The 26168-nt window shown below is 72.4% G+C and carries 22 protein-coding genes; 15 read left to right on the forward strand and 7 right to left on the reverse strand.

Features of this window, described 5'->3' with window-relative positions; genetic code table 11:
- Positions 1 to 79: 79 nt before the first annotated feature.
- Complete coding sequence (locus AC5L30_RS31890) at positions 80 to 742, reverse strand: response regulator (RefSeq protein ID WP_494871892.1); 663 nt, start codon at positions 740 to 742, stop codon at positions 80 to 82.
- Positions 739 to 1974 (reverse strand): sensor histidine kinase, encoded by a 1236-nt coding sequence (locus AC5L30_RS31895; protein ID WP_494871894.1) that lies wholly within the window; start codon positions 1972 to 1974, stop codon positions 739 to 741. The genes AC5L30_RS31890 and AC5L30_RS31895 overlap by 4 nt, the downstream gene beginning before the upstream one ends.
- 155 nt (positions 1975 to 2129) lie before the next feature.
- On the opposite strand from AC5L30_RS31895, the gene fabG reads away from it, so the two are divergent.
- From fabG to AC5L30_RS31915, 4 genes are all read left to right on the forward strand, one after another.
- Positions 2130 to 2834 (forward strand): 3-oxoacyl-ACP reductase FabG, encoded by a 705-nt coding sequence (gene fabG / locus AC5L30_RS31900; protein ID WP_494871896.1) that lies wholly within the window; start codon positions 2130 to 2132, stop codon positions 2832 to 2834.
- Positions 2835 to 2861: 27 nt separating this feature from the next.
- Complete coding sequence (gene fabI / locus AC5L30_RS31905; protein WP_091403861.1) at positions 2862 to 3629, forward strand: enoyl-ACP reductase FabI; 768 nt, start codon at positions 2862 to 2864, stop codon at positions 3627 to 3629.
- 100 nt (positions 3630 to 3729) lie between these two features.
- Positions 3730 to 4758 (forward strand): ferrochelatase, encoded by a 1029-nt coding sequence (locus tag AC5L30_RS31910; RefSeq protein WP_494871897.1) that lies wholly within the window; start codon positions 3730 to 3732, stop codon positions 4756 to 4758.
- 15 nt (positions 4759 to 4773) lie between these two features.
- Positions 4774 to 5553 (forward strand): HAD-IIA family hydrolase, encoded by a 780-nt coding sequence (locus tag AC5L30_RS31915; RefSeq protein WP_238657188.1) that lies wholly within the window; start codon positions 4774 to 4776, stop codon positions 5551 to 5553.
- A 137-nt stretch (positions 5554 to 5690) separates the two neighbouring features.
- Here AC5L30_RS31915 and AC5L30_RS31920 read toward each other — a convergent pair whose 3' ends face one another.
- Positions 5691 to 6485 carry an Rv1486c family protein gene (locus AC5L30_RS31920; protein WP_494871900.1) on the reverse strand — a complete coding sequence of 265 codons (795 nt, stop codon included), beginning with the start codon at positions 6483 to 6485 and terminating at the stop codon, positions 5691 to 5693.
- 184 nt (positions 6486 to 6669) lie between these two features.
- On the opposite strand from AC5L30_RS31920, the gene AC5L30_RS31925 reads away from it, so the two are divergent.
- Positions 6670 to 7482, forward strand: a complete 813-nt coding sequence (locus AC5L30_RS31925) for a DUF3097 domain-containing protein (RefSeq protein WP_494871902.1) — start codon at positions 6670 to 6672, stop codon at positions 7480 to 7482.
- A 24-nt stretch (positions 7483 to 7506) separates the two neighbouring features.
- Here AC5L30_RS31925 and AC5L30_RS31930 read toward each other — a convergent pair whose 3' ends face one another.
- Complete coding sequence (locus AC5L30_RS31930) at positions 7507 to 8805, reverse strand: serine hydrolase domain-containing protein (protein WP_494871903.1); 1299 nt, start codon at positions 8803 to 8805, stop codon at positions 7507 to 7509.
- A gap of 120 nt (positions 8806 to 8925) precedes the next feature.
- Here AC5L30_RS31930 and AC5L30_RS31935 point away from each other — a divergent pair, with 120 nt between their 5' ends.
- From AC5L30_RS31935 to AC5L30_RS31950, 4 genes are all read left to right on the forward strand, one after another.
- Complete coding sequence (locus tag AC5L30_RS31935; protein WP_494871905.1) at positions 8926 to 9399, forward strand: NfeD family protein; 474 nt, start codon at positions 8926 to 8928, stop codon at positions 9397 to 9399.
- Positions 9400 to 9404: 5 nt separating this feature from the next.
- Complete coding sequence (locus AC5L30_RS31940; RefSeq protein ID WP_494871906.1) at positions 9405 to 10511, forward strand: SPFH domain-containing protein; 1107 nt, start codon at positions 9405 to 9407, stop codon at positions 10509 to 10511.
- 212 nt (positions 10512 to 10723) lie between these two features.
- Positions 10724 to 11491: a hypothetical protein gene (locus tag AC5L30_RS31945; protein WP_494871908.1), complete on the forward strand. Its 768-nt coding sequence runs from the start codon at positions 10724 to 10726 to the stop codon at positions 11489 to 11491.
- A 242-nt stretch (positions 11492 to 11733) separates the two neighbouring features.
- Positions 11734 to 13935 carry a transglycosylase domain-containing protein gene (locus AC5L30_RS31950; RefSeq protein WP_494871910.1) on the forward strand — a complete coding sequence of 734 codons (2202 nt, stop codon included), beginning with the start codon at positions 11734 to 11736 and terminating at the stop codon, positions 13933 to 13935.
- 5 nt (positions 13936 to 13940) lie between these two features.
- On the opposite strand, the gene AC5L30_RS31955 is transcribed toward AC5L30_RS31950, so the two are convergent.
- Positions 13941 to 15788: a thiamine pyrophosphate-requiring protein gene (locus AC5L30_RS31955; protein ID WP_494871911.1), complete on the reverse strand. Its 1848-nt coding sequence runs from the start codon at positions 15786 to 15788 to the stop codon at positions 13941 to 13943.
- Positions 15789 to 15879: 91 nt separating this feature from the next.
- Here AC5L30_RS31955 and AC5L30_RS31960 point away from each other — a divergent pair, with 91 nt between their 5' ends.
- The 3 genes from AC5L30_RS31960 to AC5L30_RS31970 all read left to right on the forward strand — a co-directional run bounded on the left by AC5L30_RS31960 (position 15880) and on the right by AC5L30_RS31970 (position 20200).
- Positions 15880 to 16728 carry a TrmH family RNA methyltransferase gene (locus AC5L30_RS31960; RefSeq protein WP_494871928.1) on the forward strand — a complete coding sequence of 283 codons (849 nt, stop codon included), beginning with the start codon at positions 15880 to 15882 and terminating at the stop codon, positions 16726 to 16728.
- A 47-nt stretch (positions 16729 to 16775) separates the two neighbouring features.
- Positions 16776 to 18227, forward strand: coding sequence for an argininosuccinate synthase (argG, locus tag AC5L30_RS31965; protein ID WP_494871912.1), 1452 nt, complete (start codon positions 16776 to 16778; stop codon positions 18225 to 18227).
- A gap of 101 nt (positions 18228 to 18328) precedes the next feature.
- Positions 18329 to 20200, forward strand: coding sequence for a PucR family transcriptional regulator (locus AC5L30_RS31970; RefSeq protein WP_494871914.1), 1872 nt, complete (start codon positions 18329 to 18331; stop codon positions 20198 to 20200).
- A 248-nt stretch (positions 20201 to 20448) separates the two neighbouring features.
- Here the strand turns inward: AC5L30_RS31970 and AC5L30_RS31975 are convergent, their stop codons facing one another.
- Entirely contained in the window at positions 20449 to 21798 is a 1350-nt protein-coding gene (locus AC5L30_RS31975) for a MurL-like N-terminal domain-containing (protein WP_494871916.1), read from the reverse strand.
- Between the two features lie 82 nt (positions 21799 to 21880).
- On the opposite strand from AC5L30_RS31975, the gene murD reads away from it, so the two are divergent.
- Complete coding sequence (gene murD / locus AC5L30_RS31980) at positions 21881 to 23227, forward strand: UDP-N-acetylmuramoyl-L-alanine--D-glutamate ligase (protein ID WP_494871918.1); 1347 nt, start codon at positions 21881 to 21883, stop codon at positions 23225 to 23227.
- 89 nt (positions 23228 to 23316) lie between these two features.
- Here murD and AC5L30_RS31985 read toward each other — a convergent pair whose 3' ends face one another.
- Positions 23317 to 24285 carry a hypothetical protein gene (locus AC5L30_RS31985; RefSeq protein ID WP_494871920.1) on the reverse strand — a complete coding sequence of 323 codons (969 nt, stop codon included), beginning with the start codon at positions 24283 to 24285 and terminating at the stop codon, positions 23317 to 23319.
- A gap of 87 nt (positions 24286 to 24372) precedes the next feature.
- On the opposite strand from AC5L30_RS31985, the gene AC5L30_RS31990 reads away from it, so the two are divergent.
- Positions 24373 to 25245 (forward strand): hypothetical protein, encoded by an 873-nt coding sequence (locus tag AC5L30_RS31990; protein ID WP_494871922.1) that lies wholly within the window; start codon positions 24373 to 24375, stop codon positions 25243 to 25245.
- A 30-nt stretch (positions 25246 to 25275) separates the two neighbouring features.
- A complete protein-coding gene (locus tag AC5L30_RS31995) occupies positions 25276 to 26100 on the forward strand; it encodes a hypothetical protein (RefSeq protein ID WP_494871924.1) in 825 nt (274 codons plus the stop codon).
- Positions 26101 to 26168: the final 68 nt, after the last annotated feature.

Raw genomic sequence — 26168 nt, forward strand, 5'->3', positions numbered from 1 at the left:
TCGTCCGGAGGGAGAGTGCGCCCAGGGGCGGGGCCGGGTCGTCGCCCCGCGGAGCCGTTCCCGGGCTGGCTCCCCGGGGCTACTCGCCGGCCGCCACCAGACCCGTCTCGTACGCCAGCACCACGGCCTGGGCGCGGTCGCGCAGACCCAGCTTGGCCAGGATCCGCCCGACGTGGGTCTTCACGGTCTGCTCGGCCACCACCAGGTCACCCGCGATCTCCGCGTTGTTGCGGCCCCGGGCGATCAACCGCAGCACCTCGGTCTCGCGGGGAGTGAGCCCGGCCAGGTCGGTGGGGCGCGGGCGACGGCGGTCCGGACGGGCCGCGAACTCGGCGATCAGCCGGCGGGTGACCGCCGGGGCGAGCAGCGCGTCGCCGGCCGCGACCACCCGCACCGCGTGCACCAGATCGGCTGCCGGGGCGTCCTTGAGCAGGAACCCGCTGGCTCCGGCGCGCAGCGCCTCGTACACGTAGTCGTCCAGGTCGAAGGTGGTGAGGATGAGCACCCGGGGTCGCTGCGCCGACCGGTCACCGAGCAGCTTGCGGGTGGCCTCCAGCCCGTCCATGACCGGCATCCGCACGTCCATCAGCACCACGTCCGGGTCGAGGTGGCGGGCGGCGGCCACGGCCTGCGCCCCGTCGGCGGCGTCACCCACCACCAGCAGATCCGGTTGGGCGGCGAGCAGCGCGCCGAAACCCTGCCGGACCATCGCCTGGTCGTCGGCGATCAGTACCCGGATCATCGGCCCCCGCCCTCCGCGTCGTACGGCAACTCGGCCGTCACCGCGTAACCCCCGTCGGGCAGCGGCCCGGCGGTGAACGTACCGCCCAGCGAGGTGGCCCGTTCCCGCATGCCGGTCAGCCCGTGCCCGGAGCCCGCCTCGTCCAGCCGGGAGCCCGCCTCGGCGGGTGGCGCGTTCTGTACGCGTACCCCCAGACCGGACGGACCGGCGCGGACGGTGACCCGCACCGCGGCGCCGGCCGCGTGGCGGGCCGCATTGGCCAGCCCCTCCTGCACGATGCGGTACGCGGCCAGCCCGACCGGCGCGGGCACCCGGTCGTCGTCCACCGGCTCGGCGTCCAGGGTCACCGGCAGCCCGACCCGGCGCGCCGCGTCCACCATCGCGCCCAGGTCGGTCAGGTCGGGCTGCGGCGCGGTCTGCGGCCCGGTCGTGTCGCTGCGCAGCACTCCCAGCAGCCGCCGCATGTCGGTCAGCGCGTCGCGGGCCGACGCGGCGATGGCGACGAACTCCTCGGCCGCCGGGGCCGGCACGTCCGTCAGCCGGTACGGGGCGGTCTCCGCCTGCACCGCGATCAGCGACATGTGGTGGGCCACCACGTCGTGCAGCTCCCGGGCGATCCGGGTGCGTTCCTCCAGCACCGCGCGGCGCTCCTGCTCCCGTTCGCTCAGCTCGGTCTGCGCGGCCAGCGCGCGCCGGGACAACCGGTCGCGTCGGATCAGGTCGCCGACGATCGCCAACGCGCCGAGCAGCAGCAGGACGGCGACCAGGTTCTCGGGGTGGACGAAGATGAGCACCGGCACCGTGCTGATCGTCACCACCCAGGCCAACACCGGTCGGTCGACCCGCGCGACGACCACCGCCAGCACCGCGATCGACCCGAGCGCCAGCGGTGGGGTCCACGGCCAGGCCTGGTCGGCTGGCGCGTTGAACGTGCAGATCAGCAGGGCCAGCACCGTCAGCCGCCAGGCCAGCAGCGGACGCCGGGGCAGCGCCAGCAACGGCGCCACGGTCATCGCGGCGAACAGCACCGCGACCGGCATCGGCAGGCCCCACTCGGTCTCCACGGTCAGCGTGATCAGGAAGAGGCCGAGGACGGCGAGCAGCCCGACCGGGGCGGCGTAGCGGGCCGGCCCGGGCCAACGGGCCAGCAACGGCCGTTCGGGCCGGGCGTCCGGGCCCAGCAGGGTCTGTCGCAGGGCCCGCCGGGCCACGGCGACCGGATGCCGATTCACCACCCGGAGGCTACGGGCCGACCCCGTCGCGGGGCGTGCCACCAGGGGTTGATCCCGCTGTCGTACCCCAGTGTGACGCGACTCCCGTTAGCGCTTACCTACCGGTAACGCCTAGGCTCCGACGCGTCCGTGCTGACGATTCGCAAGGGGGAACAGTGGCCCGTACCGTGCTGGTGACCGGGGGCAACCGGGGAATCGGCCTGGCCATCGCGCAGGCATTCGCCAAGCAAGGCGACCGGGTGGCGGTCACCCACCGCAGCGGGGACGCGCCTGACGGGCTGTTCGGCGTCCGCGCCGACGTCACCGACGCGGCCTCGATCGACGCCGCGTTCACCGCCGTCGAGGCCGAGCTGGGTCCGGTCGAGGTGTTGGTCGCCAACGCCGGCATGACCGCCGACACGCTGCTGCTGCGGATGTCCGAGGAGCAGTTCACCGACGTGGTGAACACCAACCTCACCGGTGCGTTCCGGGTCGCGAAGCGGGCCTCCGGGAAGATGCTCCGCGCCAAGTGGGGCCGCATGATCTTCATCTCCTCGGTGGTCGGCCTCGCCGGCGGCGCCGGGCAGGTCAACTACGCCGCCAGCAAGGCCGGCCTCGTCGGCGTCGCCCGCTCCATCACCCGGGAGCTGGGCAGCCGCAACATCACCGCGAACGTGGTGGCGCCCGGCTTCATCGACACCGCCATGACCGCCGGCCTCACCGAAGACCGCAAGGCGGAGCTCCTCAAGTCCATCCCGGCCGGCCGGATGGGCAGCCCGGAAGAGGTCGCCGCCGTGGTCACCTGGCTGGCCTCCGACAGCGCCGGGTACGTCTCCGGCGCCGTCATCCCGGTCGACGGCGGCCTCGGCATGGGCCACTAACCCTTTTGACTACGGAGGAAATCTGCGATGTCCGGACTGCTCGCCGGTAAGCGACTGCTCGTCACCGGTGTCATCACCGACGCCTCGATCGCCTTCTCGGTGGCGAAGCTCGCTCAGGAAAATGGCGCGCAGGTCGTGCTCACCGGCTACGGCCGGCTCTCCCTGGTCGAGCGGATCGCCAAGCGGCTGCCCGAGCCGGCGCCGGTCATCGAGGTGGACGTCACCAACACCGAGCACCTGGCCGGCCTCGCCGACCGGGTACGCGAGCACGTCGACGGCCTCGACGGTGTGGTGCACTCGATCGGCTTCGCCCCGCAGAGCTGCCTGGGTGGCGGCTTCCTCGACGCGCCCTGGGAGGACGTGGCGACCGCTCTGCACGTCTCCACCTTCTCGTACAAGTCGCTGGCCATGGCGGCGCTGCCGCTGATGTCGCCCGGTGGCGCGGTGGTCGGCCTGACCTTCGACGCGACGAAGGCGTGGCCGGTTTACGACTGGATGGGCGTGGCCAAGGCCGGCCTGGAGTCCGCGTCCCGCTACCTGGCGCTGCACCTGGGCAAGCAGGGCATCCGCAGCAACCTGGTGGCCGCCGGGCCGCTGCGCACCATCGCCGCGAAGTCGATCCCCGGCTTCGACCAGTTCGAGGACGCCTGGGCCGAGCGGGCCCCGCTGGGTTGGAGCCTCACCGACCAGGAGCCCGCCGCGCGGGCCTGCCTGGCGCTGCTCTCCGACTGGTTCCCGGCCACCACCGGCGAGATCGTCCACGTCGACGGCGGCTACCACGCCATCGGTTCCTGACGCCGCACCGTGACGCCCCCTGGTCGTCGTTCGCATGATCTACGCGGCCGGACCAGGGGGCGTCGCCGGGACGTCCCGGCCGAGGGGCGAGAATGACCCCATGTCGTACGACGCGGTGGTCCTGGTGTCCTTCGGCGGGCCCGAGCGGCCCGAGGACGTGATGCCGTTCCTGCAGAACGTGACCCGGGGCCGGGGTGTGCCGCCCGAGCGGCTGGCCGAGGTCGCCGAGCACTACCAGCACTTCGGGGGGGTGTCCCCGATCAACCAGCAGTGCCGGGACCTGCTGGCCGCGGTCCGCGCCGACTTCGCCGCGCACGGTCTCGACCTGCCCATCTACTGGGGCAACCGCAACTGGGACCCGATGCTCGCCGACACCGTGACCCAGATGCGCGACGACGGGGTCACCCGGGCGCTGGCCTTCGTCACCAGCGCGTACGGCGGCTACTCGTCCTGCCGGCAGTACCAGGAGGACATCGCCGCCGCCCGTGCCGCTGTCGGCCCGGACGCCCCGGTGATCGAGAAGCTGCGCCAGTTCTGGGACCACCCCGGCTTCGTCGAGCCGCACGTCGATGCGGTCCGGGCGGCGCTGGGCCAGCTCGACCCGGCGAAGCGGGACACCACCCGGCTGGTCTTCACCGCCCACTCCATCCCCAGCTCGATGGCAGCCAACGCCGGCCCACACGGCGGCCGGTACGAGGCGCAGCTGCACGAGACCGCCCGGCTCGTCGCCGCGGCCGCCGCACCCGACCTGGCGTACGACCTGGTCTGGCAGAGCCGCTCCGGCCCGCCGCAGATGCCGTGGCTGGAGCCGGACATCAACGACCACCTGGCCACCCTCGCGCAGGGCGGCACCACCGCTGTGGTGGTCAGCCCGATCGGGTTCGTCTCCGATCACCTGGAGGTCGTGTGGGACCTGGACACCGAAGCGCTGGAGACGGCGAAGCAGCTCGGCCTGGACTTCGTCCGGGCCGGCACGCCGGGCACCGACCCGCGCTTCGTGACCATGGTGCGTGAGCTGGTCACCGAGCGGACCGACCCGGACGGCGCGCAGTTGCGCCGCCGCCTGGGCGAGCTGCCCATGTGGGACAGCTGCCCCACCGTCTGTTGTGTGCCGACCCGTCGCCCCTGACCTCTGAGGATCATCATGCATGACCGCAAGCCCGTGCAGAGTTGGCTGACCGACATGGACGGCGTGCTGGTGCACGAGGGCCAGCCGGTGCCCGGCGCGCCGGAGTTCATCAACCGGATGCGCGCCTCCGGCAAGCCGTTCCTGGTGTTGACCAACAACTCGATCTACACCCCGCGGGACCTGACGGCCCGGCTCAGCCGGATGGGGCTGGACGTGCCGGAGGAGTCGATCTGGTCCTCGGCCCTGGCCACCGGTCAGTTCCTCGCCGACCAGCGGCCGGGTGGCACCGCGTACGTCATCGGTGAGGCCGGGCTGACCACGGCGCTGCACGCGGTCGGCTACGTGCTGACCGACTTCGCCCCCGACTACGTGGTGCTCGGCGAAACCCGCACCTACAGCTTCGAGGCGATCACCAAGGCCGTCCGCCTGATCAACGACGGCGCCCGGTTCATCTGCACCAACCCCGACGTGACCGGCCCGTCCGTGGAGGGCGCGCTACCCGCCGCCGGCTCGGTGGCCGCCATGATCTCCAAGGCGACCGGGGTCGAGCCGTACTTCGTCGGCAAGCCCAACCCGATGATGATGCGCTCGGCGCTCAACACCATCAACGCGCACTCGGAGAGCACCGCGATGATCGGCGACCGGATGGACACCGACATCCTGTGCGGTCTGGAGGCCGGGTTGGAGACCATCCTGGTGCTCACCGGGATCAGCAGCCGCACCGAGGCGGAGCGTTACCCGTACCGCCCGTCCCGGATCGTCAACTCGGTCGCGGACCTGCTCGACGAGGTCTGACCGGCCGGCCTCGGCGGGCTGTCGCCATGCGCCGGTGCTGCTGGCGTACCACCATGACCATCCACACGAAGAACATCATCTCGGCGGCGGCGAATATCAGAAGGACCCAGTGCCGATCATGGTCGGCTCCGGTCAGGTCAGGGGCGCAGCGGGGCGTTGCAGGCGGCCACCAGAGCCTGCCGGCACGCTGCGGTGAGCGGACGAAGTGCCGCGTCCCGTTGCTGCGCCTCGTAATTGTTCATCGCCCCGCCGGGCGCGGAGTGCCCGGCCAGCGCGAGCACCCGGTCGAGCACCGCGGCCCGGGCGAAGAGCCGGCGGGCCCGCGGGTCGAAGCCCGGTGGCAGGTCGGTGGCGCCGTCGGGGCGGCGCAACGCGGCCAGCGCACCCGCCAGCTCGGGCCGCCACTGGGCCACGTCGAGGCGGGTCAGCGCGGCGGTCGTCTCGGCCAGCGCGGCGGCCAGCTCGGCCTCCGCCTCGGCGGCGCCAGGCAACGAGAGCGACGCGGCGGGGGCGTTGGCCGGCAACGGGTACACCCGCCACAGCACCGTCTCGAAACAGTCCCCTGAGCCGGAGGTGTGCGAGCGCACCTCCGGGATCAACCCGAGCCCGCCGGCGACCACCGCCTCACCCGTGACCAGCGCCGCGCCGGCGAAGTCGCCGGGGCCGGGCAGACCCCGGGGGTCGCCCGGCGCGGGCAGCACCAGGCGGATCTCGTCCGGGGAGAGCTTGGCCAGGGTGGGCAGCGCGGCGCCCAGCGGGACGTCGGTCCAGGTGCCCGGGGCGTCCGCGACGAGATGTTCCTCGTTGCCGGCGATGGCGTCGGCGACCTCGTCGTACGGCACCAACCCGGCGCGCCACGCGCGCACCCAGGCAACGAACCGGCTCGACCGGCGCGGCGCGAGTGTGGCCGCGCCCGTTGCGGGGGTGGACATGCCGAAAGGGTACGTGGTCACGACCGGCCCTGTCTCGGCTGCCGCTCCGGTCGCCCGGCCTGCCCCCAACTGCCCTGTTCGCCCCAATCCACGCCCGCTGGAGCGGGTGTGTGGTCGGCGGTCAGAGGGCGGGGCGGTGTGTCGGTAGCCGGGGTGGGCGCGGGCTGGGTTTAGCGTGATCGACATGGCGGGGCGATACGGCGAGGACGTGTTGGCGGGCGACTGGCGGCGGCGGAAGGTCACCCCCGAGGTGGACGCCGAACCGGATCTCGTGGTGGAGGATGCCGACTCCGGGTTCTGCGGAGCGGTGGTGGGCTTCGAGGCCGGTGCGGTGGTGCTGGAGGACCGGCACGGTAAACGGCGCAACTTCCCGCTGCTGCCGGCGGCGTTCCTGCTCGACGGCAGCCCGGTCACGCTGCGCCGCCCGACCCGGGCAGCGGTGCCTACGGCTCGTCGGCGGACCGCGTCCGGTTCGGTCGCCGTGGACAACGTCCGCGCCCAGGTGGCCAAGGCCAGCCGGATCTGGGTGGAGGGCATCCACGACGCCGCCCTGGTCGAGCGGATCTGGGGTGACGACCTGCGCATCGAGGGCGTGGTCGTGGAGCCGTTGGACGGCATCGACGCCCTTGACGCCGAAGTACGCGACTTCGGCCCCGGCCCGACCCGACGGCTCGGCGTCCTCGTCGACCACCTGGTGCCGGGCAGCAAGGAGAGCCGGATCGTGGCCCGGGTGAACTCGCCGTACGTGCTGGTGACCGGGCACCCCTACGTGGACGTGTGGCAGGCGGTCAAGCCGGCGGCGCTGGGTATCGCCGCGTGGCCGGTGGTGCCGCCGGGGCGACCGTGGAAGGAGGGGGTCTGCGCGGCCCTCGGGGTGGCCGAGCCGGCCGACATGTGGCGGCACATCCTGTCCCGGGTGAACAGCTTCGCCGACGTGGAGACACCCCTGATCAACGCCATGGAACGCCTCATCGACTTCGTCACCGAGCCAGCCTGACCGCCCCGTCCTTCCGGCAGCCGGTCAGGGGATTTCGTCGGGGCTGCGCGTGAAGACGAACGTGGCGATGTCGACCGCCGCCGCCCGTCCGCTGTCGTCGCGCCGCACCGACAGGATCTCGCCGTTCTCCGGGCCGGAGCGTCCCCGCCAACGGTCCGTCCCCTCGGCCGTGAACCGGCTCACCCGCTCACCGCGTACGTGGGCCACCAGGTCACCCGCGTCCCAGCTCAGGTCCAGCGGGGTGCCCATCCACCACCAGCGGCCGGTCAGCTCGGTCAGCTCCGCCGCAGGCGCGGCGGTGGCCGGTCGCCACGGCTGCGGGAACGCCGGCTCGGCGTCCAGCACGGTGGTCAGCAGTTGGCGGCCGAGCCCGGTGATCGGGAAGCCGTACGAGTTGGCGAAGCCGACCACGGCCGTACGGGTGGGCCGGTGCACCACGAGGGCGGCCACGTACCCGGGCATCGAGCCGCCGTGCCCGACGTACACCCGCTCGCCGTTCCGGTAGAGCTCCAGCCCCAGGCCGTGCCCGCCGGTCCAGGAGTCGTCGCTGATCACCACGGGTGCGCACATCTCGGTCAGCGTCCCGGCGGCCAGCACCGACGCGTCGGGTTCGGCGAGGTAGGCGGCCCAGCGGCCCAGGTCCTCGATCGTCGACCAGAGCTGCCCGGCGGGGGCCATCGCGCCGGTGTCGGTACGGGGTTCCTCGCGCAGCGTGCCGTGCCAGGGGTGGACGACGTAGCCGCGGGCGTACGGCTCGGTTGCCGCGTACGTGGTGCGGCGCATTCCCAGCGGGGTGAGGATCCGTTCGTCGAGCAGGTCGGCCCAGGGCTTCCCGGTGAGTCGTTCGAGCAACCCGCCGAGCAGCCCGTACGCCAGGTTGGAGTAGTGGTACGTGGCGTGCGGCGGGTAAGCGATCTTGTCGGCGCTGACCCCGGCGAGCAGGGTGGCCAGGTCGACGCCCGCCGCGCGCTCCCACCAGTCGCCCTCGGGTTCGCGTTGGATGCCGCTGGCGTGGCCGAGCAGTTGGCGCAGGGTGAGCACGCCCACACCGGTGCCCGGCAGGTGCTGCTCCAGCTGGTCGTCCAGGGCCAGCCGGCCGGCATCCCGCAACTGCATGATCAGGGTGGCGGTCATCGTCTTGCTGATCGAGCCCAACCGGTACTGCAGGTCGATGTCCGGGCGGGGTTGCTCGCCGGCGACGGCCAGGTGGACCAGCGTGCCGTCGCGGACCACGCCCAGCACCAGCGACGGGGTGCGACCGTCGGCCTGTGCCTGGGCGACCCGGGTGTCGATCTGTCGGGCGGTCTCAGGGAGCAGGGTCAACGGGATCTCCTCGGGTCGGGCCGCCGTTTCGTGGTGGTTTGGCGGGCCGGAACGGGCCTCGCCGAGCCTACTGATCTTCGCGGAGAGGTCGCGCGTGCATTTGCGTGTCACGATCGGGGGGTGGACGCCGTGGTGTGGATCGTTTTGGGTGTGCTGCTGGCCGTCGCCGAGATTTTCACGACGACGCTATTTCTGATCATGTTCGGGGCCGGTGCGTTCGCCGCCGCCGGTGCGGCCGCCCTGGGCGCGCCGGTCGCCGTGCAGGCGCTGGTCTTCGCGGTGGTGTCGGCGTTGAGCCTGGTGCTGGTCCGACCGGTCATCCGGCGGCACAGCCGCTCGGCGCTGGAGAGCGGCGAGCAGCCGTTCGGCGTGGAGGCGATCGAGGGCTCCACGGCGCTGGTGCTGGAACGGGTGGACGCCGAGCAGGGTCTCGTCAAGATCGACGGTGAGTTGTGGAGCGCCCGGTCGTACGACACGACACAGGTCTACGAACCTGGTCAACGGGTTCGGGTGATAAAGGTCCGGGGCGCGACCGCCCTGGTGTGGCAGGACGATGTTTCTTCCGCCGGCGAGCTGCCGGAATCGAGAGGGTGAACGGGATGACCTTAATCGGGGTGGTGGTGATCGCGGTGGCGTTGATCGCCGTGATTACGCTGGCCAAGGCGGTGCGGATCGTGCCGCAGCAACGCCAGGACGTGGTGGAACGGCTCGGCAAGTACAAGCGCACCCTCAGCCCCGGCCTCAACCTGTTGGTGCCGTTCATCGACGCGGTCCGTACCAAGGTCGACATGCGCGAGCAGGTGGTCAGCTTCCCGCCGCAGCCGGTGATCACCTCGGACAACCTGGTGGTCTCGATCGACACGGTTCTCTACTTCAAGGTGGTCGACTCGGTCCGGGCGACCTACGAGATCAGCAGCTTCCTCCAGGCCATCGAGCAGTTGACCGTCACCACGTTGCGTAACGTGATCGGTTCGCTCGATCTGGAGCGGGCGCTGACCAGCCGGGACGAGATCAACCGGCACCTCTCGGGTGTGCTGGACGAGACCACCGGCCGCTGGGGCATCAAGGTGACCCGGGTCGAGATCAAGGCGATCGAGCCGCCGGCCAGCATCCGCGACTCGATGGAGAAGCAGATGCGCGCCGAGCGGGACCGCCGTGCCGCGATCCTGACCGCCGAGGGGCACAAGCAGTCGGTGATCCTCACCGCGGAGGGTGACAAGCAGTCGGCGGTGCTGCGGGCCGACGGTGACCGGCAGGCCCGGATCCTGCAGGCCGAGGGTCAGGCGAAGGCGATCCGGACGGTCTTCGACGCGATCCACCAGGCCAACCCGAGCCAGAAGGTGCTCGCCTACCAGTACCTGCAGGCTCTGCCGCAGATCGCCCAGGGCAGCGCCAACAAGGTCTGGATCGTCCCGGCCGAGCTGACCAAGGCCCTGGAGGGAATGGGTGGCGCGCTCGGTGGGCTGAGCCAGATGGTGGGGGACCTGCCCGCACCGGAGGCCGCGGACCAGGCGAGCCAGGTCGAGCGTGAGGCCGCCGAGGCGGCGCAGGCCGCGGCGGACGCCGCTCAGCAGATCCATGACGAGGTACGCGTCGCCGAGGCGCAGGCCACCGGCGGCAAGGGCCCGCAGGGGCTGCCCGCGCCGGAACCGGTGTCGCCGGCCAGCCTCGTCGAGGATCCGGCCGACCAGCGCGAGCGCGGCTGATTCCGGACGCCGGCCACCTGGCCGGGTAGGGCGTGGGTCAGAGCGTCGGTCGAGCCGCAGGCCGGCCAGGGGCGCTGACCCACTCCCTTAATACGAGAAAGACTCATGGGGCGCTCCGACGCCTGCCACGATCGGTCCTAGGACGGGTGGTGACCAGGCAATCGGGGCGCCCCGGCGCGTCCCGCACCGCTCGTCGGCGAGCGAGGTGACGCATGAAGGATCCGGCGAATCGGATGTGGTCCTCTGCCCCGGTGCCCGGCGCACACGACCCGGTCGCCCCACTGGGCTCCCGGCGCAGCGGAGGCGGGTTCGGCGTACTGCCATTCGTCGGCGAGCCGACCCCGGGTGCCCCCGCCACGAACGCCAGTTGGGCCTGGTCGGTACGTCGGTTCGCGCGGGCGGCGGTCTGGCTGCTGCCCGCGTACGCCATCCTCTACGGCGCGGTGGCGATGGCCAGCGACGGAGGGGTGGGCAACGACCCCTATCCGGCCGACGGCCGGGCGGTCTACCTGATCGGTTGGGTGGCCGCGGTCTGGCTCGGCCTGCTCGCGCTGCTGGCCCTCACCGGGCTGCTGGCCGCTACCCGCAGCCGCCGGGTGGCGGCCGCCGGGCTGCTGGTCAGCATCGCCGGCACCGTGCTCATGCTGCCGTTCGCCGGGTTCGAAGAGCAGACGCCGGTCTTCGGCGCCACCGCGCGGTCGCTGGTCCTGCTCGGCGCGACGTTCTACAGCGCGGGCTGGTTCCTCACCGGGTGGGCGGTGGCCCGCTCGGGCACCTTCAGCCTCGGCGACGGCGTCATGCTGATCATCGCCGCGCCGCTGCTCGGCCTCGGCGGCGCCCTGATCGGCTCGTTGCAGACGTTCGGCGCGATCTTCGTACTGATCGCCGGCATCGGCATCGGCTACCGCTCCGGCCGCCTGATGCCCCGCGAAACCGCCAGAGACGCCGCCACCGCCAGCCTCAGTAACCCCAACCCCTAACCCACCCCACCCACCCACCCACCCACCGTCCCCGACCCCGCCTCTCGCCCGTTGATCATGAAGTTATTGCGCTCGGCCTCTGCGTGTCGTGGCAATAACTTCATGATCAACGGGGGTCCGGCGGGTCGGGGGAGCGGGGACGGGGCGCGGGGTGGGAGTTGGCTGGTGGGTAGGGGTGAAGTTGCTGACAATTGGGGAGCGGGGGTGGTCGGTTGGCGGCTTTCATGGCAATCCTGGGGAGCATGGCCGCCCCCCGCTCGCCGCTGTCGCGGCTGTTCACCGTGCTGCTCGCCGGCGTGTTGGCCGGGCTTGTCCTGGCAGTCGCCGCGCTGCCGGGCAACCTGCTGCTCGGGCTCACCGCCCGCGCCGCGCTGGGTTCGTACGCCGCGTTGCCGGCGTCGTTGAAGACCCCGGCCACGCCGCAGCGTTCGTACCTCTACGCCAACGACGGCAAGACGCTGATCACCACGTTCTACGACGTGAACCGCACCGACGTCCCCCTGTCGGAGATCGCCCCGGTGATGCGGCAGGCGATCGTGGCGGCCGAGGACCGGCGTTTCTACGACCACGGTGGCGCGGACCTGCGCGGCCTGGCCCGGGCACTGGTGGCCAACGTCAAGGGCGGCGGCACCGAGCAGGGCGGCTCGACGCTGACCATGCAGTACGTCCGTAACGTGCTCAAGACCGACCCCACCCGCACCGCCGAGGAGCGCGCCGCCGCGACCGACCCCACGGTCGGGCGCAAGATCCAGGAGATCCGGTACGCGAGCGCGCTGGACAAGAGCCTCGGCAAGGACGAGATCCTCGACCGGTACCTGAACATCGCCTACTTCGGCTCCGGCGCGTACGGGATAGCGGCGGCCAGCCAGCGGTACTTCGGCAAGCCTCCGGCGCAGTTGACCCTCAGCGAGTCGGCGCTGCTGGCCGGTCTGGTGCAGTCTCCGGACGCGTACAGCCCGATCAACGGCGACAAGGACCAGGCGCTGGCGCGCCGGTCGTACGTGCTGGACTCGATGGTCGCCACCAACGCGATCACCGCCGCGCAGGCCGCCCAGGCCAAGGCAGAGCCGTTGGCCCTGCACCCCACCGCCCAGCCCAACGGCTGCACCGCCGTCTCCCAGGGCCACGACGACTGGGGCTACTTCTGCGACTACCTGCGCCAGTGGTGGCTGACCCAACCGGCCTTCGGGGCCACGGTCGCGGAGCGCGAGCAGGCGCTGCGCTCGGGCGGCTACACCGTGGTCACCTCGCTGGACCCGAAGATCCAGGCCACCGCTCAGCAGCAGGCCACCAAGGTCTACTCCTACGACAACAAGCGGGCCCTGCCGATCGCGGCGGTCCAGCCCGGCACCGGGCGGGTGCTGGCGATGGCGGTCAACCGGCACTACAGCCTCGCCGACAACCCGGCCGGGCAGGCGAACTACCCGAACACCGTCAACCCGTTGATCTCGGGCGGAGCCAGCGTCGACGGGTACCAGGCGGGTTCGACGTTCAAGCTGTTCACCATGCTCGCCGCGCTGGAGTCGGGCCGTACCCTCTCCACCGGTTTCGACGCGCCCGCCAAGCTGCCCACCCGGTACGCCGCCGAAGGACCGGGCAGCTGTGACGGCCGCTGGTGCCCGGCGAACGCCAACCCGGACTGGATGGACGGGTACCGGATGATGTGGGACGGCTTCGGCCGCTCGGTGAACACCTACTTCGTCTGGCTGGCCGAGCAGGTCGGCCAGGACAAGGTGGTCCAGGTGGCGCAGCGGCTCGGCATCACGTTCCGCGCCGACTCGGACGCCGCCTTCGCGAAGAACAACGCCGCGAACTGGGGTTCGTTCACCCTCGGTGTGGCTGCCACCACCCCGCTGGACCTGGCCAACGCGTACGCCACGGTGGCCGCCGAGGGCACCTACTGCACGCCGGTGCCGGTGGTCTCGGTGACCGCCGCGGACGGCACGAAGGTGCCGGTCGGGCAGCCCTCCTGCAAGCGGGTGCTCGACGCCGATGTCGCTCGTGCCGCCACCGACGCGGCGCGCTGCCCGGTGGGTCAGCAGTCAACGTTCGGGCAGTGCAACGGGGGCACCGCCACCGGTGTGAACGACATCCTCGACGGCCGACCGGTGGCGGGTAAGACGGGTAGCTCGGAGCAGAACTCCACCGAGACGTTCGTCGGCTTCACCCCGCAGGTCGCGGTGGCCGGTATCGCCGCCAACCCGGACGACCCGGCCGACTCGGTGGGGTCGGCGGTGCAGAGCAAGGTGATCGACGCGGTCGCCCGGGTCATCGCCACCGCCGTGAAGGGCCAGCCGGAGAAGGCGTTCGTCGCACCGAGCCACGAGCTGGCCGGCGACCCGCACCGCCCGGTGGAGCGCCCAGCGGTCCCGGACCGCCAGCAGGACCGCACCACCGAGGACCCCCGCTCCGCCCTCCAACGCTGGCTAGACCGCCGAGGCTGACAGTTTCAGCGGTCTCGGCGGCGGGGGCGGTAACTGGCCAGGGTGGCGGGGAGGCCGCGGCGGATGATTCCGGCCCAGTCGGTGTCGCCGCGCAGCACCGCCGCCGCGGTCTTGCGGGCCTGTTCGACGGTGAAGTGTGGTGGCAGCATCAGCTCGGCCGGGTCGACCAGAGCGTTGATCACCACCGGTCGGTCGGCGGTGAGCGCCCGGTCCCAGACGTCCCGCACCTGATCCGGCGAGTCGATCAACTCGCCGTGCAGGCCGAGCACCTCCGCCCACTGATGGTAGGCGATGTCCGGCAACTGCTGGCTGTCCGGGAACATCGGCGTCCCCTCGGTGGAGCGCTGTTCCCAGCTGACGAACGCCAGATCCCGGTTGTTGAGCACCAGCACCACGAAGCGGGGGTCGGCCCAGCTGCGCCAGTACTTCGCCACGGTGATCAGCTCGTTGACGCCGTTCATCTGCATGGCGCCGTCGCCGATCAACGCGACCAGCGGCCGGTCCGGGTGGGCGAACTTGGCGCTCAGCGCGTACGGCATGGCGCCACCCATGGACAGCAGCGTGCCGGAGAGGCTGGCCAGCATCCCGGGGCGTACCTGGATGTGTCGGGCGTACCAGGCGGTGGTGGTGCCGCAGTCGACCGCGAGCAGCACGTCGTCGGGTAGCCGTTCGTTCAGGGTGTGGAAGAGCAACTGCGGGTTGACCGGGTCGGCGACCTGCTCGGCCAGGTCGTGTTGCACCCGGCGCCAGGCCGAGGTGGCCTCGGTGATCTCCGCCCGCCAGGCGCTCGGCCCGGGGCCGGGGCCCAGCTCGTTCAGCAGCGCCCGCAGCGTGGGGCGGGCGTCGCCGGTCAGGTTCACCTCGGTCGGGTACCGCAGCCCGAGCTGGGTGCCGTCCAGGTCGATCTGCACCGCGCGGGCCTGCCCGGGCGGCGGGTAGAACTCCGAGTACGGCATGTTGCTGCCCACGATCAGCAGCCGGTCGCAGCCGCTCATCAGCTGCCAGCTCGGTCGGGTGCCGAGCAGCCCGATCGCGCCGGTCACCCACGGCTCGCGGTGGTCGACGGCGGTGAAGCCGAGCAGCGCGGTGGCCACGCCGGCCCCGAGTCGATCAGCGATCTCGCGGACCTCGTCGCGCGCGCCGAGGGCGCCCTGGCCGACCAGCATGGCCACCCGCTGCCCGCCGCGCAGCACCTCGGCCGCCCGGCGTACGTCCGCCTCCGGCGGCACCGTCGGCGTGCTGCTCGGCGCGTTGCTGGTCTGGTAGTAGCCGTGCGCGTGCGGCGGGTTCGGGACGGCCGGCTCGTCCTGGAGGTCCAGGGGCAGGACAAGGGCGGTGACGGTACGCCGGGCCAGCGCCGTCCGGCACGCCCGGTCGACCAGGTGGCGTACCTGCGCCGGGTGGTCGAGCTGGGCCAGGAACGCCGCGGCCACGTCCTTGTAGAGGGCGAGCAGGTCGACCTCCTGGTAGTACCCGCCGCCCTCGGCGGTGGTCGCGGTGTGCCCGACCAGGGCGATCACCGGCTGGTGGTCGAGCTTCGCGTCGTACAGGCCGTTGAGCAGGTGGATGGCGCCCGGCCCGCTGGTGACCAGCGCGCAGCCCAGCGGGCCGCCGCCGTACTTGACGTGCGCGGAGGCGGCGAAGCCGGCGGTCTCCTCGTGGCGGACCTGGACGAACTGAGCCCGCCCGTTGGTGCGTTGCAGCGCGGAGGTGAGGCCGTTGATGCCGTCGCCGGGATAGCCGAAGTAGCGGTGCACGCCCCAGCTGAACAGGCGCGACACGATGTGGTCCGCGACGGTCGGACGCCGGGGCAGAGTGCCCGCTTCGCCCGGCGTGGTGTCGTCTGCGCTCACCTGGCTGGTCCTTCCCGTCGAGTCCGATGCGCGCCGGTCATTCCCCTTCTTCTTCGGACAAAACGCCTCACCAGGCGGGCGTCGGAGCGGGATCCTCCGCGTCCGGCAGAATCGTCGGGTGCCTGTCCACCAGATCACCGACCCCGACGACGACCGGATCGCCGACTACCGGGCGCTCACCGACGTCGAGCTGCGCACCCGCTGGGAGCCGCCGCACGGCCTGTTCATCGCCGAGGGGGAGCTGGTGCTGCGCCGGGCGCTGCGCGCGGGCTACCCGGCCCGGTCGTACCTGGTCGACGCCAAGCGGGTCGACCAGCTCGCCGACCTCGACACCGGCGACGCGCCGGTCTACGCCGCGACGCAGGACGTGCTGCAACGGGCCGCCGGCTTCCACGTACACCGGGGGGTGCTGGCGTCGTTCCACCGCCGGCCGCTGCCGACGGCGGCCGAGGTGCTCGCCGCCGCGCGCCGGGTCGTGCTCCTGGAGGGCGTGAACAACCACACCAACCTCGGCGCGGTCTTCCGGGGTGCCGCCGCGCTCGGCATCGACGCGGTGCTGCTGTCGCCGTCCTGCGCCGACCCGCTGTACCGGCGCAGTGTCCGGGTCAGCATGGGTGAGGTATTCGCCATGCCGTACGCGAAGCTCGACCGCTGGCCCGAGGGTTTGGACCAGGTGCGGGAGGCCGGCTTCACGGTGCTCGCCATGACGCCCGCGCCGGACGCCGTACCCATCCAGCGGTTGACCCCGGCGCAGCGCGAGCGGGCGGCGCTGCTGCTCGGAGCGGAGGGGCCCGGCCTCACCGCGGCGGCCCAGGCTGCCAGCGACGTGCGGGTGGTCCTTCCGATGCGGCGCGGCGTCGACTCGTTGAACGTCGCCGCCGCCGCGGCGGTGGCGTTCTGGGAGCTGGGCCGCGACGATCCGCCGTTCGGCGGCGAGTAGACCGCATCAGCTTGCATGGCCATGCGTTCTATTGCATAATTTTCCCCGTGTCCAAGGTTCTCACCTCCCTGCCCATCGGCGAACGTGTCGGCATCGCCTTTTCCGGCGGCCTCGACACCTCGGTCGCGGTCGCGTGGATGCGCGACAAGGGCGCGATCCCCTGCGCCTACACCGCCGACATCGGCCAGTACGACGAGCCCGACATCGCCTCGGTGCCCGGTCGCGCGCTCAGCTACGGTGCCGAGGTCGGTCGCCTGGTCGACTGCCGCGCCGCCCTCGTCGAGGAGGGCCTGGCCGCGTTGACCTGCGGCGCCTTCCACATCCGCACCGGCGGGCGGGCGTACTTCAACACCACCCCGCTGGGCCGCGCGGTGACCGGCACCCTGCTGGTGCGAGCGATGGTCGCCGACGACGTCCAGATCTGGGGCGACGGCTCGACCTTCAAGGGCAACGACATCGAGCGGTTCTACCGCTACGGCCTGCTGGCCAACCCGATGCTGCGCATCTACAAGCCGTGGCTCGACACCGCCTTCGTCACCGAGCTGGGTGGGCGTAAGGAGATGTCGGAGTGGCTGCTCGAACGCGGCCTGCCCTACCGGGACAGCACCGAGAAGGCGTACTCGACCGACGCCAACATCTGGGGCGCCACGCACGAGGCGAAGACCCTGGAGCACCTCGACACCGGCATCGAGACGGTCAACCCGATCATGGGCGTCCGGTTCTGGGACCCGTCGGTGGAGATCCCGACCGAGGACGTCACCATCGGCTTCGACCAGGGCCGCCCGGTCACCATCAACGGCAAGGAGTTCGGCAGCGCCGTCGACCTGGTGCTGGAGGCCAACGCCATCGGCGGCCGGCACGGCCTGGGCATGTCGGACCAGATTGAGAACCGGATCATCGAGGCCAAGAGCCGCGGCATCTACGAGGCGCCCGGCATGGCGCTGCTGCACGCCGCGTACGAGCGGCTGGTCAACGCCATCCACAACGAGGACACCCTGGCGAACTACCACAGCGAGGGTCGCCGCCTCGGTCGGCTGATGTACGAGGGTCGCTGGCTGGACCCGCAGGCGCTGATGCTGCGCGAGTCGTTGCAGCGGTGGGTCGGCACGGCGGTCACCGGCGAGGTGACGTTGCGGCTGCGCCGGGGCGAGGACTACTCGATCCTGGACACCACCGGCCCGTCGTTCAGCTACCACCCCGACAAGCTGTCGATGGAGCGTACCGAGGACTCGGCGTTCGGCCCGTCGGACCGGATCGGCCAGCTCACCATGCGCAACCTGGATATCGCCGACTCGCGGTCGAAGCTGGAGCAGTACGCCTCCCTCGGTCTGGTCGGCGGCGGGAACACGCAGCGGATGATCGGCGCCGCGCAGGCCGCCTCGACCGGGTTGATCGGCGCGATGCCCCAGGGCGGCGCGGAAGCCATCGCCTCCCGGGGCGTCGCCTCGGCGGAGGACGAGGCACTCGACCGCGCCGCGATGGAGTTCGGCGTCGACTGAGCCCGGCTGCCCGCCGGCCGCCGGTGGCAGGTGCTGGGCCGGCTGGCCCGGCCGCCGGTGGCAAGTCGAGTTCCGGCGTCACGGACGGTAGCGTGGCGGCCGTGTTCCCTACCGTCCGTGAGGTCCTCGCCCTGGACCCGGTCCGCCACGGCGCGCCCCGGGTGGTCGCCGGCGACGAAGGGCTGGACCGACCCGTCCGCTGGGTGCACGTCGCCGAGGTGCCGGACATCGCCACCCTGCTCGGCGGCGGCGAACTGGTCCTCACCACCGGCATCGGGCTGCCCGGGGACGACGCCGGGTTGCGCGCCTTCATCGGCGATCTCGCCGACGTCGGAGTCTCCGGGCTCGTCGTCGAGTTGGGCCGCCGGTACGTCAGCGGGGTGCCCCGGGTGATGGCCGCCGCCGCCGAGCGGCGCGGGCTGCCCCTGGTCGAGCTGCGCCGGGCCACCCCGTTCGTGCGGATCACCGAGGCGGTGCACGCGCTGATCGTCGACGCGCAGCTCACCGAGCTGCGCGCCACCGAGGAGATTCACCAACGGTTCAACGACCTCTCCGTCGAGGGCGCCGACGCCGCCGAGGTGATCCGACAGGCCGCCGAGCTGTCGGGTTGCCCGGTGGTGCTGGAGAACCTGTCCCGGCAGGTGCTCGGGTACGACCCGGCGGGGGAGAGCGCCGAGCTGCTGCTGGACGGCTGGGAGCAACACTCCCGGCGGATCCGTCCGGCCGGGCGGACCGCGTACGACCCGGACAGCGGCTGGCTCGTGACCACCGTCGGCGCCCGGGGGCAGGACTGGGGTCGGCTGCTGCTGCGCTGGCCGGCCAGCGGGGACGTGCCCAGCGCCCAGGCCGTCGAGCCGACCGTCGGCCCGCCCACCCGGCTCACCATCCTGATCGAGCGGGCCGCGTCCACCCTCGCGCTGGGTCGGCTGATCCGCCGCGACGCCGAGGGGCTGGAACGGCAGATCCACCGCACCCTGCTCACCGCGCTGCTCGACCACTCCCGCCCGGTGGACGAGGTGGGGCTGCGGGCCAAGGCGCTCGGTGTGGTGCTCGACCGGCGGCACCTGGTTGGCGTGATGGTCCGGCACCGCGCCGACGACCCCGCCGGGGAGGTCGGCCCCGAGGCCGGCCTGGCCCGGCTACGGGATCTCTCCGAGGCGGTCGGCCAGGCCCTGCGGGAGGCGAAGCTGACCGCGCTGACCAGCGCCGTCGACGACCACTCGGTGGGCGCGCTGCTGGCCCTACCGGACGCGGCCGCCGAGGACCGCGCGCTGTCCGCGTTCGCCAGCGCCCTTCGTCGGGTACGCCTCGACGCCGGCACCGGCCGACCGGGGCCCGGTGTCGAACCGGCTCGGGCGGCTTCCGGCGTCGAGGTGTCCCGCTCCGCGTCCGATTCCTCCCGGGCGGCGCCCGGTCCCGACCCGGCCCGCCCGGGGTTCGGCGTAGATCCGTCCCGCCCGGGGCTCGGTGTCGAGGCCGCTCGGTCGGGGGTGGGCGTCGATCCGTTCCGGGGTGCTGGCCCGGGTGGCGTGATCGTTGCCGCCGGCTCCGGGGTGGGCACCCTGCGGGAGGCCCGACGGTCGCTGGTCGAGGCGCGGCAGATCGCCGAGGCGGCCCGGCGGGATCGGCGGGACCTGCCGATCTTCCGGCTGCCGCACGTCGGTCTGGCCGGGCTGCTGCACCTGCTGCGCGACGAGCCCCGCCTACAGACGTTCGTGGAGCGCGAACTCGGCGCGCTGCTGGAGTACGACGCCCGGCACCCCCGGGAACGGCTGCTCGACACCCTGCGCGCCTACCTGGAGCAGGGGCGCAACAAGTCCGCCGGTGCCGCCGCCGCCCACCTGTCCCGGCCGGCCTTCTACGAACGCCTGGCCCGCATCGCCCGCATCCTCGACGTGGACCTCGACTCGGTGGAGGCCAGCCTCTCCCTACACGTAGCCCTACTAGCCCTGGAAGCAGTCCGCACCCCCTAACCCCCACCCCGACCTCCCCCACCCCGACCTCCCCCACCCTCGCCCACCTCCCCCCGCCCACCGGCCCCTGCCCTCGCCCCGGTGATCAAGAGCTTTGCGTCAAAAATCTGGCGCAGGGTGACGCAAACTTCTTGATCACCGGGGCGAGAGGCGGTGGGGACGCCGGGGGAGGGGGAAGGGGTGGGGGAAGGGGTGGGGGAGGTGGGCGAGGGTGGGGTGGGAGGGGGTGGGAGAGGTCGGGGTGGGGGTTAGGTGAGGGAGTTGAGGGCCTTGGCGTAGGTGGGGGGGATGTGGTTGGGGCCGCCGGGGGTGAAGACGTCCGAGTTGGCCACCGCGGACCAGGCCGTCTCCGGGACGGCGTCGACGAGGGCCTGGATCACCGGGGCGTCGCGCCACTGGTCCTGCTCGGCGAGCAGGCCGAGGGCCACCACCGACTCCTCGACCTCGCCCACGCACTCGAACGGCTTGTGCCCGTCCACGCCCAGCAGTTCCCGGTAGCCGGGGATCTGCTCCGGGTCGGCCAGCAGGTCGCCGCCGAAGATGCCCACCACCCGCTCTCGGGGCATGAACGGCGCCATGGCCAGGAAGACGAACCGGCACTTCGGGCAGTCACGGCACCAGCGCTCACTCGCGTCGCGCAGCTTGAACGCCTGGTTGCAGCTGGTCACCACGTCGTCGTACCGGGTGAACTCGGCGAACAGCCGGGCGATGTGCAGCTCGGACAGCGACCGCAGCAGGGAGAAGTACGGGTCGGTCAGGCCGGCGTGCTCGGCCAGCGACGCCCGCAGCAGCCCCTCCGCCTCGACGCCCTTGGACCACTGGTGGTTGATCTCGTGGCCGTCCCAGACCAGGTTCGGGTCGGACGCCGAACGCTCGTTGGACATCACCACCGGGCCCAGCCCGTGCAGGACGGCGGTGGCCACCGCGATCAGGGAGTTGATGGCGGTGACCGGGATGTGCCCGTTCAGCGCGCCGGCCGCGTTCAGGTCGAACAGCACCGGGTCGATGCGCCGCCGGGCGGCCAGCGGGACCAGCCCGGACGCCTCGTTGACGGCGACGATCACGTGGTTCGGGTTGACCGAGAACGGCACCGGGTCCAGCTCGGCGCGGCGCAGCGCCTCCAGGCTGACGATCGAGTCCTTGCCCCCGCCGACCGCCGAGAGCGGGCGACGGTCCGAGTCGTCGTACACCCGTGGTGACCCCGGTGTGCCGGCCGGCACCTCCGGGCGCAGCTCGAGGACGTGCGGCAGCTGGTTGCGGTACGCGTACTCCGCGAGGCCCTTGGTGTAGACGGCCGTGACGTAGTCGACGGTGGCCGCGCCCAGCGGCGCCGGCAGCACGAGTCGGGGCGGCGCGGCGGCCTTGTAGTAGCTGACCCCGGCCACGAGGTGCAGCACCTCCAGCACCCGGTTGAGGGTCGCCACCGTCTCGTCGGAGGGTGGCTCCGCCGGCAGCGGGAGCGTGATCACCTCGGTGAACCGCTGCTCACCGGCCGGGCCGGTCAGGGCGTAGTCGAACAACACCTCGCCGGTGGCGAAGTCGATCGAGTAGGACGGGAAGGTGAAGGCGTCCATCCGCCGGAGCTGCTCGTTGGGCACACGCCATACTAGGCCCTGGTTCGTCCGGCCGTGTCCGGACCGGGCCCGCCCTGCCGCCGCCGTGACCCCCGAGGAGAGCCCCGTGCGCCTTTCTGACCTGCGCGGACGTACCGTCGCCGTCTGGGGCACCGGTCGGGAGGGCCGGGCCGCTGTGACCGCCATCGCCGCGCACGGCCCGGCCGAGCTGGTCGCCGTCGACGACAGCGCGAACTTCCTGTCGCTGCCCTGGGACGGCCCGCTGGCCGAGGCGGCGCCAGTGGTCACCGGCGAGGCGGGCTTCGAACGACTGGCCGCCGCGGACGTGGTGGTCCGCTCACCGGGTGTGCCCCAGACCCACCCGTGGCTGGTCGAGCTGCGCCGACGCGGGATCATGGTGACCCAGGGCACCGCGCTGTGGATGGCCGACCACGCCGCGCGCACCGTCGGGGTCACCGGCAGCAAGGGCAAGAGCACCACCTCCAGCCTGATCAGTCACCTGCTCACCGCGATGGGCCGGCCGAACGTCTTCGGCGGCAACATCGGGGTGCCGACCCTGGACCTGCCGGAGGCCGAGCTGTACGTGCTGGAGCTGTCCAGCTACCAGTGCAGCGACCTCACCGACTCGCCCCGGGTGGCGGTGGTCACCGCGCTCTTCCCCGAGCACCTGGACGCGCACGGTGGGGAACGGGAGTACTACCGGGACAAGCTCAACCTGCTCGCCCACGACCCGCAGACGATCGTGGTCAACGGTGGCGACCCCCGGCTCGCCGCGGAGCTGGGGGAGCTGCCGGCGGTCCGGGCCGGTCGCCCCGACACCACCCACGTCGCCACCGGCGCCGACGGCACGCCCTGGTTCCACCTCGGTGACCAGCCGCTCTTCCCGCGTGCCGTGCTGCCGCTGGTCGGGCGGCACAACGAGGGCAACCTCTGCGTCGCGCTCGCCGTGCTCGACGCGCTCGGCGTGGACGTGGTGGCCGGCAAGGACCACCTCGCCGTCGCGGTCGCCGAGTTCCAGGGGCTGGCCCACCGGCTCACCGAGATCACCGACCCGTCCGGGCTGACGTTCGTCGACGACACCCTGGCCACCAGCCCGTACGCGGCCATGCACGCCATCGACGCGTACGACGGGCGGCCGTTGACGGTGATCGTCGGGGGCAACGACCGGGGTCTGGACTACACGCCGCTGGCCGAGCACCTGGCTGAGCGGGAGCTGACCGTGATCGGGATTCCGGACAGCGGCGCCCGCATCGTCGAGGTGCTCACCGGCCTGCCGAAGGTGCGCACCGAGCTGGTCGACGACCTGGTGGACGCCGTCCGGCTGTCCCGTGAGGTGACCCCGGCCGGCGGGGTGGTGCTGTTGTCCCCGGCCGCGCCCAGCTACGGCCGGTTCCGCAACTTCGAGCACCGCTCCGAGGTCTTCGCCCAGGCCGTCGCCGACACCGCCCACTGAGACCGGCTCAGCCGACACCGCCCACTGAGACCGGCTCAGCCGACACCGCCCACTGAGGCCGGCTCAGCGGCGGGTCCGGGCCACCGACGTCAGCGCAGGCGAAGCCCGGCGTGCAGGGCGCGCATCGAGCGGATCGCCGAGCGGATCTCCTGGAGGTAGCGCCCCGGCGTGAGCGTCTGCTCGGGCAGCACCGCCAGGTCGGCCAGCGTCGGGTCCACCCCGACCGTGTCGATGGCGCACCCGTACGGCAGGGCCAGCGTGCGCAGCGCGTCGCCGTGCTGAAACGGCACGTAGATCGGCGCGGTGACCATCAGGACCTCGTCGCCCGGGGCGAGCCGGACGTGGCCGGCCCAGAACCGCTGGGTGTCGGCGGTGTGCGCGCGCCGGTGGTCCGGTTCGCTGGACGGCGCGGCCAGCACCCGGATCGGCGGCAGCCCGTCTGGTCGGTAGGTCCGCGACGACCAGGAGTGGTGCGGGTGGCCGGCGTCGACGCCGTCCTGTTCCGCCGGGGCGGTCACCTCGAACACCCGACGGACGGCCGTGTCGAGCACGTCCACCTCGGTCTTGTCGGCCGGTAGGCCCGCGTCGGCCAGCGTGCGGCGTTCCCACTCCGACAGGGGCCGGAAGCTGCCCAGGACGGCGACCTCGCCGCTCACCGGTAGGCCGGCGCGGAGCAGGTGCGCGGCGTACCCGACCCGGCGGACGCAGGCGTGCGCCAGGCCGCCGAGCACCACCAGGTGGGCGTACGCGGACCGGGTCGGTGGCACCGGGTGGATCAGCCCGAGCGCAGCGGCCGCGTCGAGCACCAGTGTCGCGGTGGCCGGGTCGAGGTCGGGTTCCCGGGCGTCGGGCCGTTCCCGGCCGCCCCGGAAGTCCCAGTGCCTTGCGGAGAAGTCGTCGAGGAAGCGGAGCACCTCGGCGAGGTCGCCGTCGGGCCAGCTGCCGCCGAAGTGGGCGACCAGGCCGCGCAGCGGGGTGGAGCAGACCCAGGCCCGAATCTCCGCCGTGATCCGCTCGTCGTCCATCCCGGTCGCCGACGCCGCGTCCGCTCTCTGCACCTGCCGGATGCTACCGGCCCGCTGCGTCGGGGTCGGTGGTTGTGGATGCTGTCTACGCTGGCGGGAGCGGCTGATTGGGGGATCTCGATGACCCGTGACGTGGCCCGTCAGCGGTTTCGGCAGGGTGGCAGTTCCAGCGCGGGCTTCGTCCGGCTGGTGGCGCACACCGACCCGGTGGCGTTGGTCGGCATCACCCTGTCGATCACTCTCAGCATCGTGCTCGACCTCAGCAACGCCGCCTCCGGGGTGGAGTCGCTGTTGGCAGGTCTGATGGGCATCACCATCTCGCTGCTGGTCGACTCACTGGCCCGCGCGGAGCGCCGCTTTCACCTGCGCACCCTGTTGGACGGCCCGCCCTGGCTGGTCCGCACCACCACGGAGCTGGCCGGGGCCATCCGGGAGGCGGCCGAGCAGCACGCGGGCACCCGGGTCGCGGTGGAGGCGCAGCGGCGGTACGAGCAGTTCCGGCTGGAGGCCGAGCAGCTCGCGGACGGTCGGATCATCCGGCGCGGCGACGAGGACGAGGACCTGGTCGGCGCGACCCGTACCTGCGCGCACCGGTTGGACGCGTTGACCAACGTGATGCCCCGGGTGAGCGGGGAGCTGAGTTGGTGGCGCAGCGAGATCGGCCGGCGCTACTGGGAGGCCAACGTGGAGGCCCTGCAACGGGGTGTCCAGATCACCCGGGTCTTCGTCTACGCCAGGCTGACCGACGATTTGTCCGCCCTGGTGGAGAAGCAGCGCGCGGCCGGGGCGCGGGTGGGTCTGCTGCCCCTCGGGGTGGTGAGTCCGCACCTGCACGTCAATTTGACACTCTGGGACGGGTCGAGCTGTTGGGAGGCCCACATGACCGCGCACGGCGAGATCGGCGAGAATCAGTTCTCGGTCAACCGGACGGACGTCGCCCGGCTCACCCGCGTCTTCGACCTCTGCGCGAACGCCGCGACCTTCCAGGACTGACGGCCCCCACCGGGCCGGGAACGGGTGAGCATGACGTGGAGTGCGGTCCTGCTGGTGACGGCCGTGGTGTGGGCGGTCAGCGTGATCCGCTCCGTCCGGCTCCGCGCGCTGGTCTACAGCCTGCCGCTGCCGATGACGCTCGCCCTGGTCACCACCGACCACCGGGTGGACGGCGCGCAGGTGCTCGGCGTGCTCGGTCTCAACCTCTTCTTCGTCACCGTGGCGGTCACCCACCAGCGGTGGCGCTGGCCGATCCTGCTCGCCGACGTCGCGGGGATCGCCGTGTACGTGGCGCTGAGCGCCGGCCTGCTGGCCGTCGACATCCCGTTCGAGGTGGCCCTCGCCGGCACGCTCGTGCTCTGGCTGGCGACCATCCTGCTGCTGCGCCGTCGTGCCCGCCGCAGCGCCGGCTCGCGTGTCGCTCCCGCCGCGGAGGCGGTCGCCGTGGCGGAGACTCGCTCGGACGGGCTGCCGGTGTTGCTCAAGTTGGTGGTGATCTTCGTTGGGGCGGTCCTCACCGCGCTGCTCGGTGCGGTGCTGCGCGGCATGGTGGTGACCTTCCCCTACTCGGGGGTGCTGGTCGCCGTCGAGGCCCGTCGGCAGTTGGCCGAGTTCAGTCGGCACTTCGCCCGCAACAGCCTCGCCTTGGTCGGCTTCCTGACCGCGTACCACTACCTTCAGGACGTCTCGTCGGCCGTGGCGTTGGGCGCCGGCTGGACGGCCTTCGCGGTGGTCGCCGCCGTCCTGCACCTGCCGTTGCGTCCCCGCCGGGTCGCCCAGGCGCGCGCGGTCAGCCGCCCGCCGAGGCCGTTGCGGTCGGCGGCCGAGCCACCCACACCTACCGGTCTGCCCTGACTGTGAGGCTGGCCGGGTTGGCCTGATGGTGATGGGCTGATGGTTGGTAGCAGCGGACGTGACTCTTG

The sequence above is a fragment of the Micromonospora sp. BQ32 genome, assembly GCF_059358895.1.

Coding starts and splice junctions, on each gene's coding strand:
- AC5L30_RS31920 (WP_494871900.1), bottom strand. CDS start 6,485: ATGTCCACCCCCGCAACGGGCGCGGCCACACTCGCGCCGCGCCGGTCG.
- AC5L30_RS31890 (WP_494871892.1), bottom strand. CDS start 742: ATGATCCGGGTACTGATCGCCGACGACCAGGCGATGGTCCGGCAGGGT.
- fabI (WP_091403861.1), top strand. CDS start 2,862: ATGTCCGGACTGCTCGCCGGTAAGCGACTGCTCGTCACCGGTGTCATC.
- AC5L30_RS31990 (WP_494871922.1), top strand. CDS start 24,373: ATGACCCGTGACGTGGCCCGTCAGCGGTTTCGGCAGGGTGGCAGTTCC.
- AC5L30_RS31950 (WP_494871910.1), top strand. CDS start 11,734: ATGGCCGCCCCCCGCTCGCCGCTGTCGCGGCTGTTCACCGTGCTGCTC.
- AC5L30_RS31945 (WP_494871908.1), top strand. CDS start 10,724: ATGAAGGATCCGGCGAATCGGATGTGGTCCTCTGCCCCGGTGCCCGGC.
- AC5L30_RS31995 (WP_494871924.1), top strand. CDS start 25,276: ATGACGTGGAGTGCGGTCCTGCTGGTGACGGCCGTGGTGTGGGCGGTC.
- AC5L30_RS31910 (WP_494871897.1), top strand. CDS start 3,730: ATGTCGTACGACGCGGTGGTCCTGGTGTCCTTCGGCGGGCCCGAGCGG.
- AC5L30_RS31915 (WP_238657188.1), top strand. CDS start 4,774: ATGCATGACCGCAAGCCCGTGCAGAGTTGGCTGACCGACATGGACGGC.
- AC5L30_RS31940 (WP_494871906.1), top strand. CDS start 9,405: ATGACCTTAATCGGGGTGGTGGTGATCGCGGTGGCGTTGATCGCCGTG.
- AC5L30_RS31925 (WP_494871902.1), top strand. CDS start 6,670: ATGGCGGGGCGATACGGCGAGGACGTGTTGGCGGGCGACTGGCGGCGG.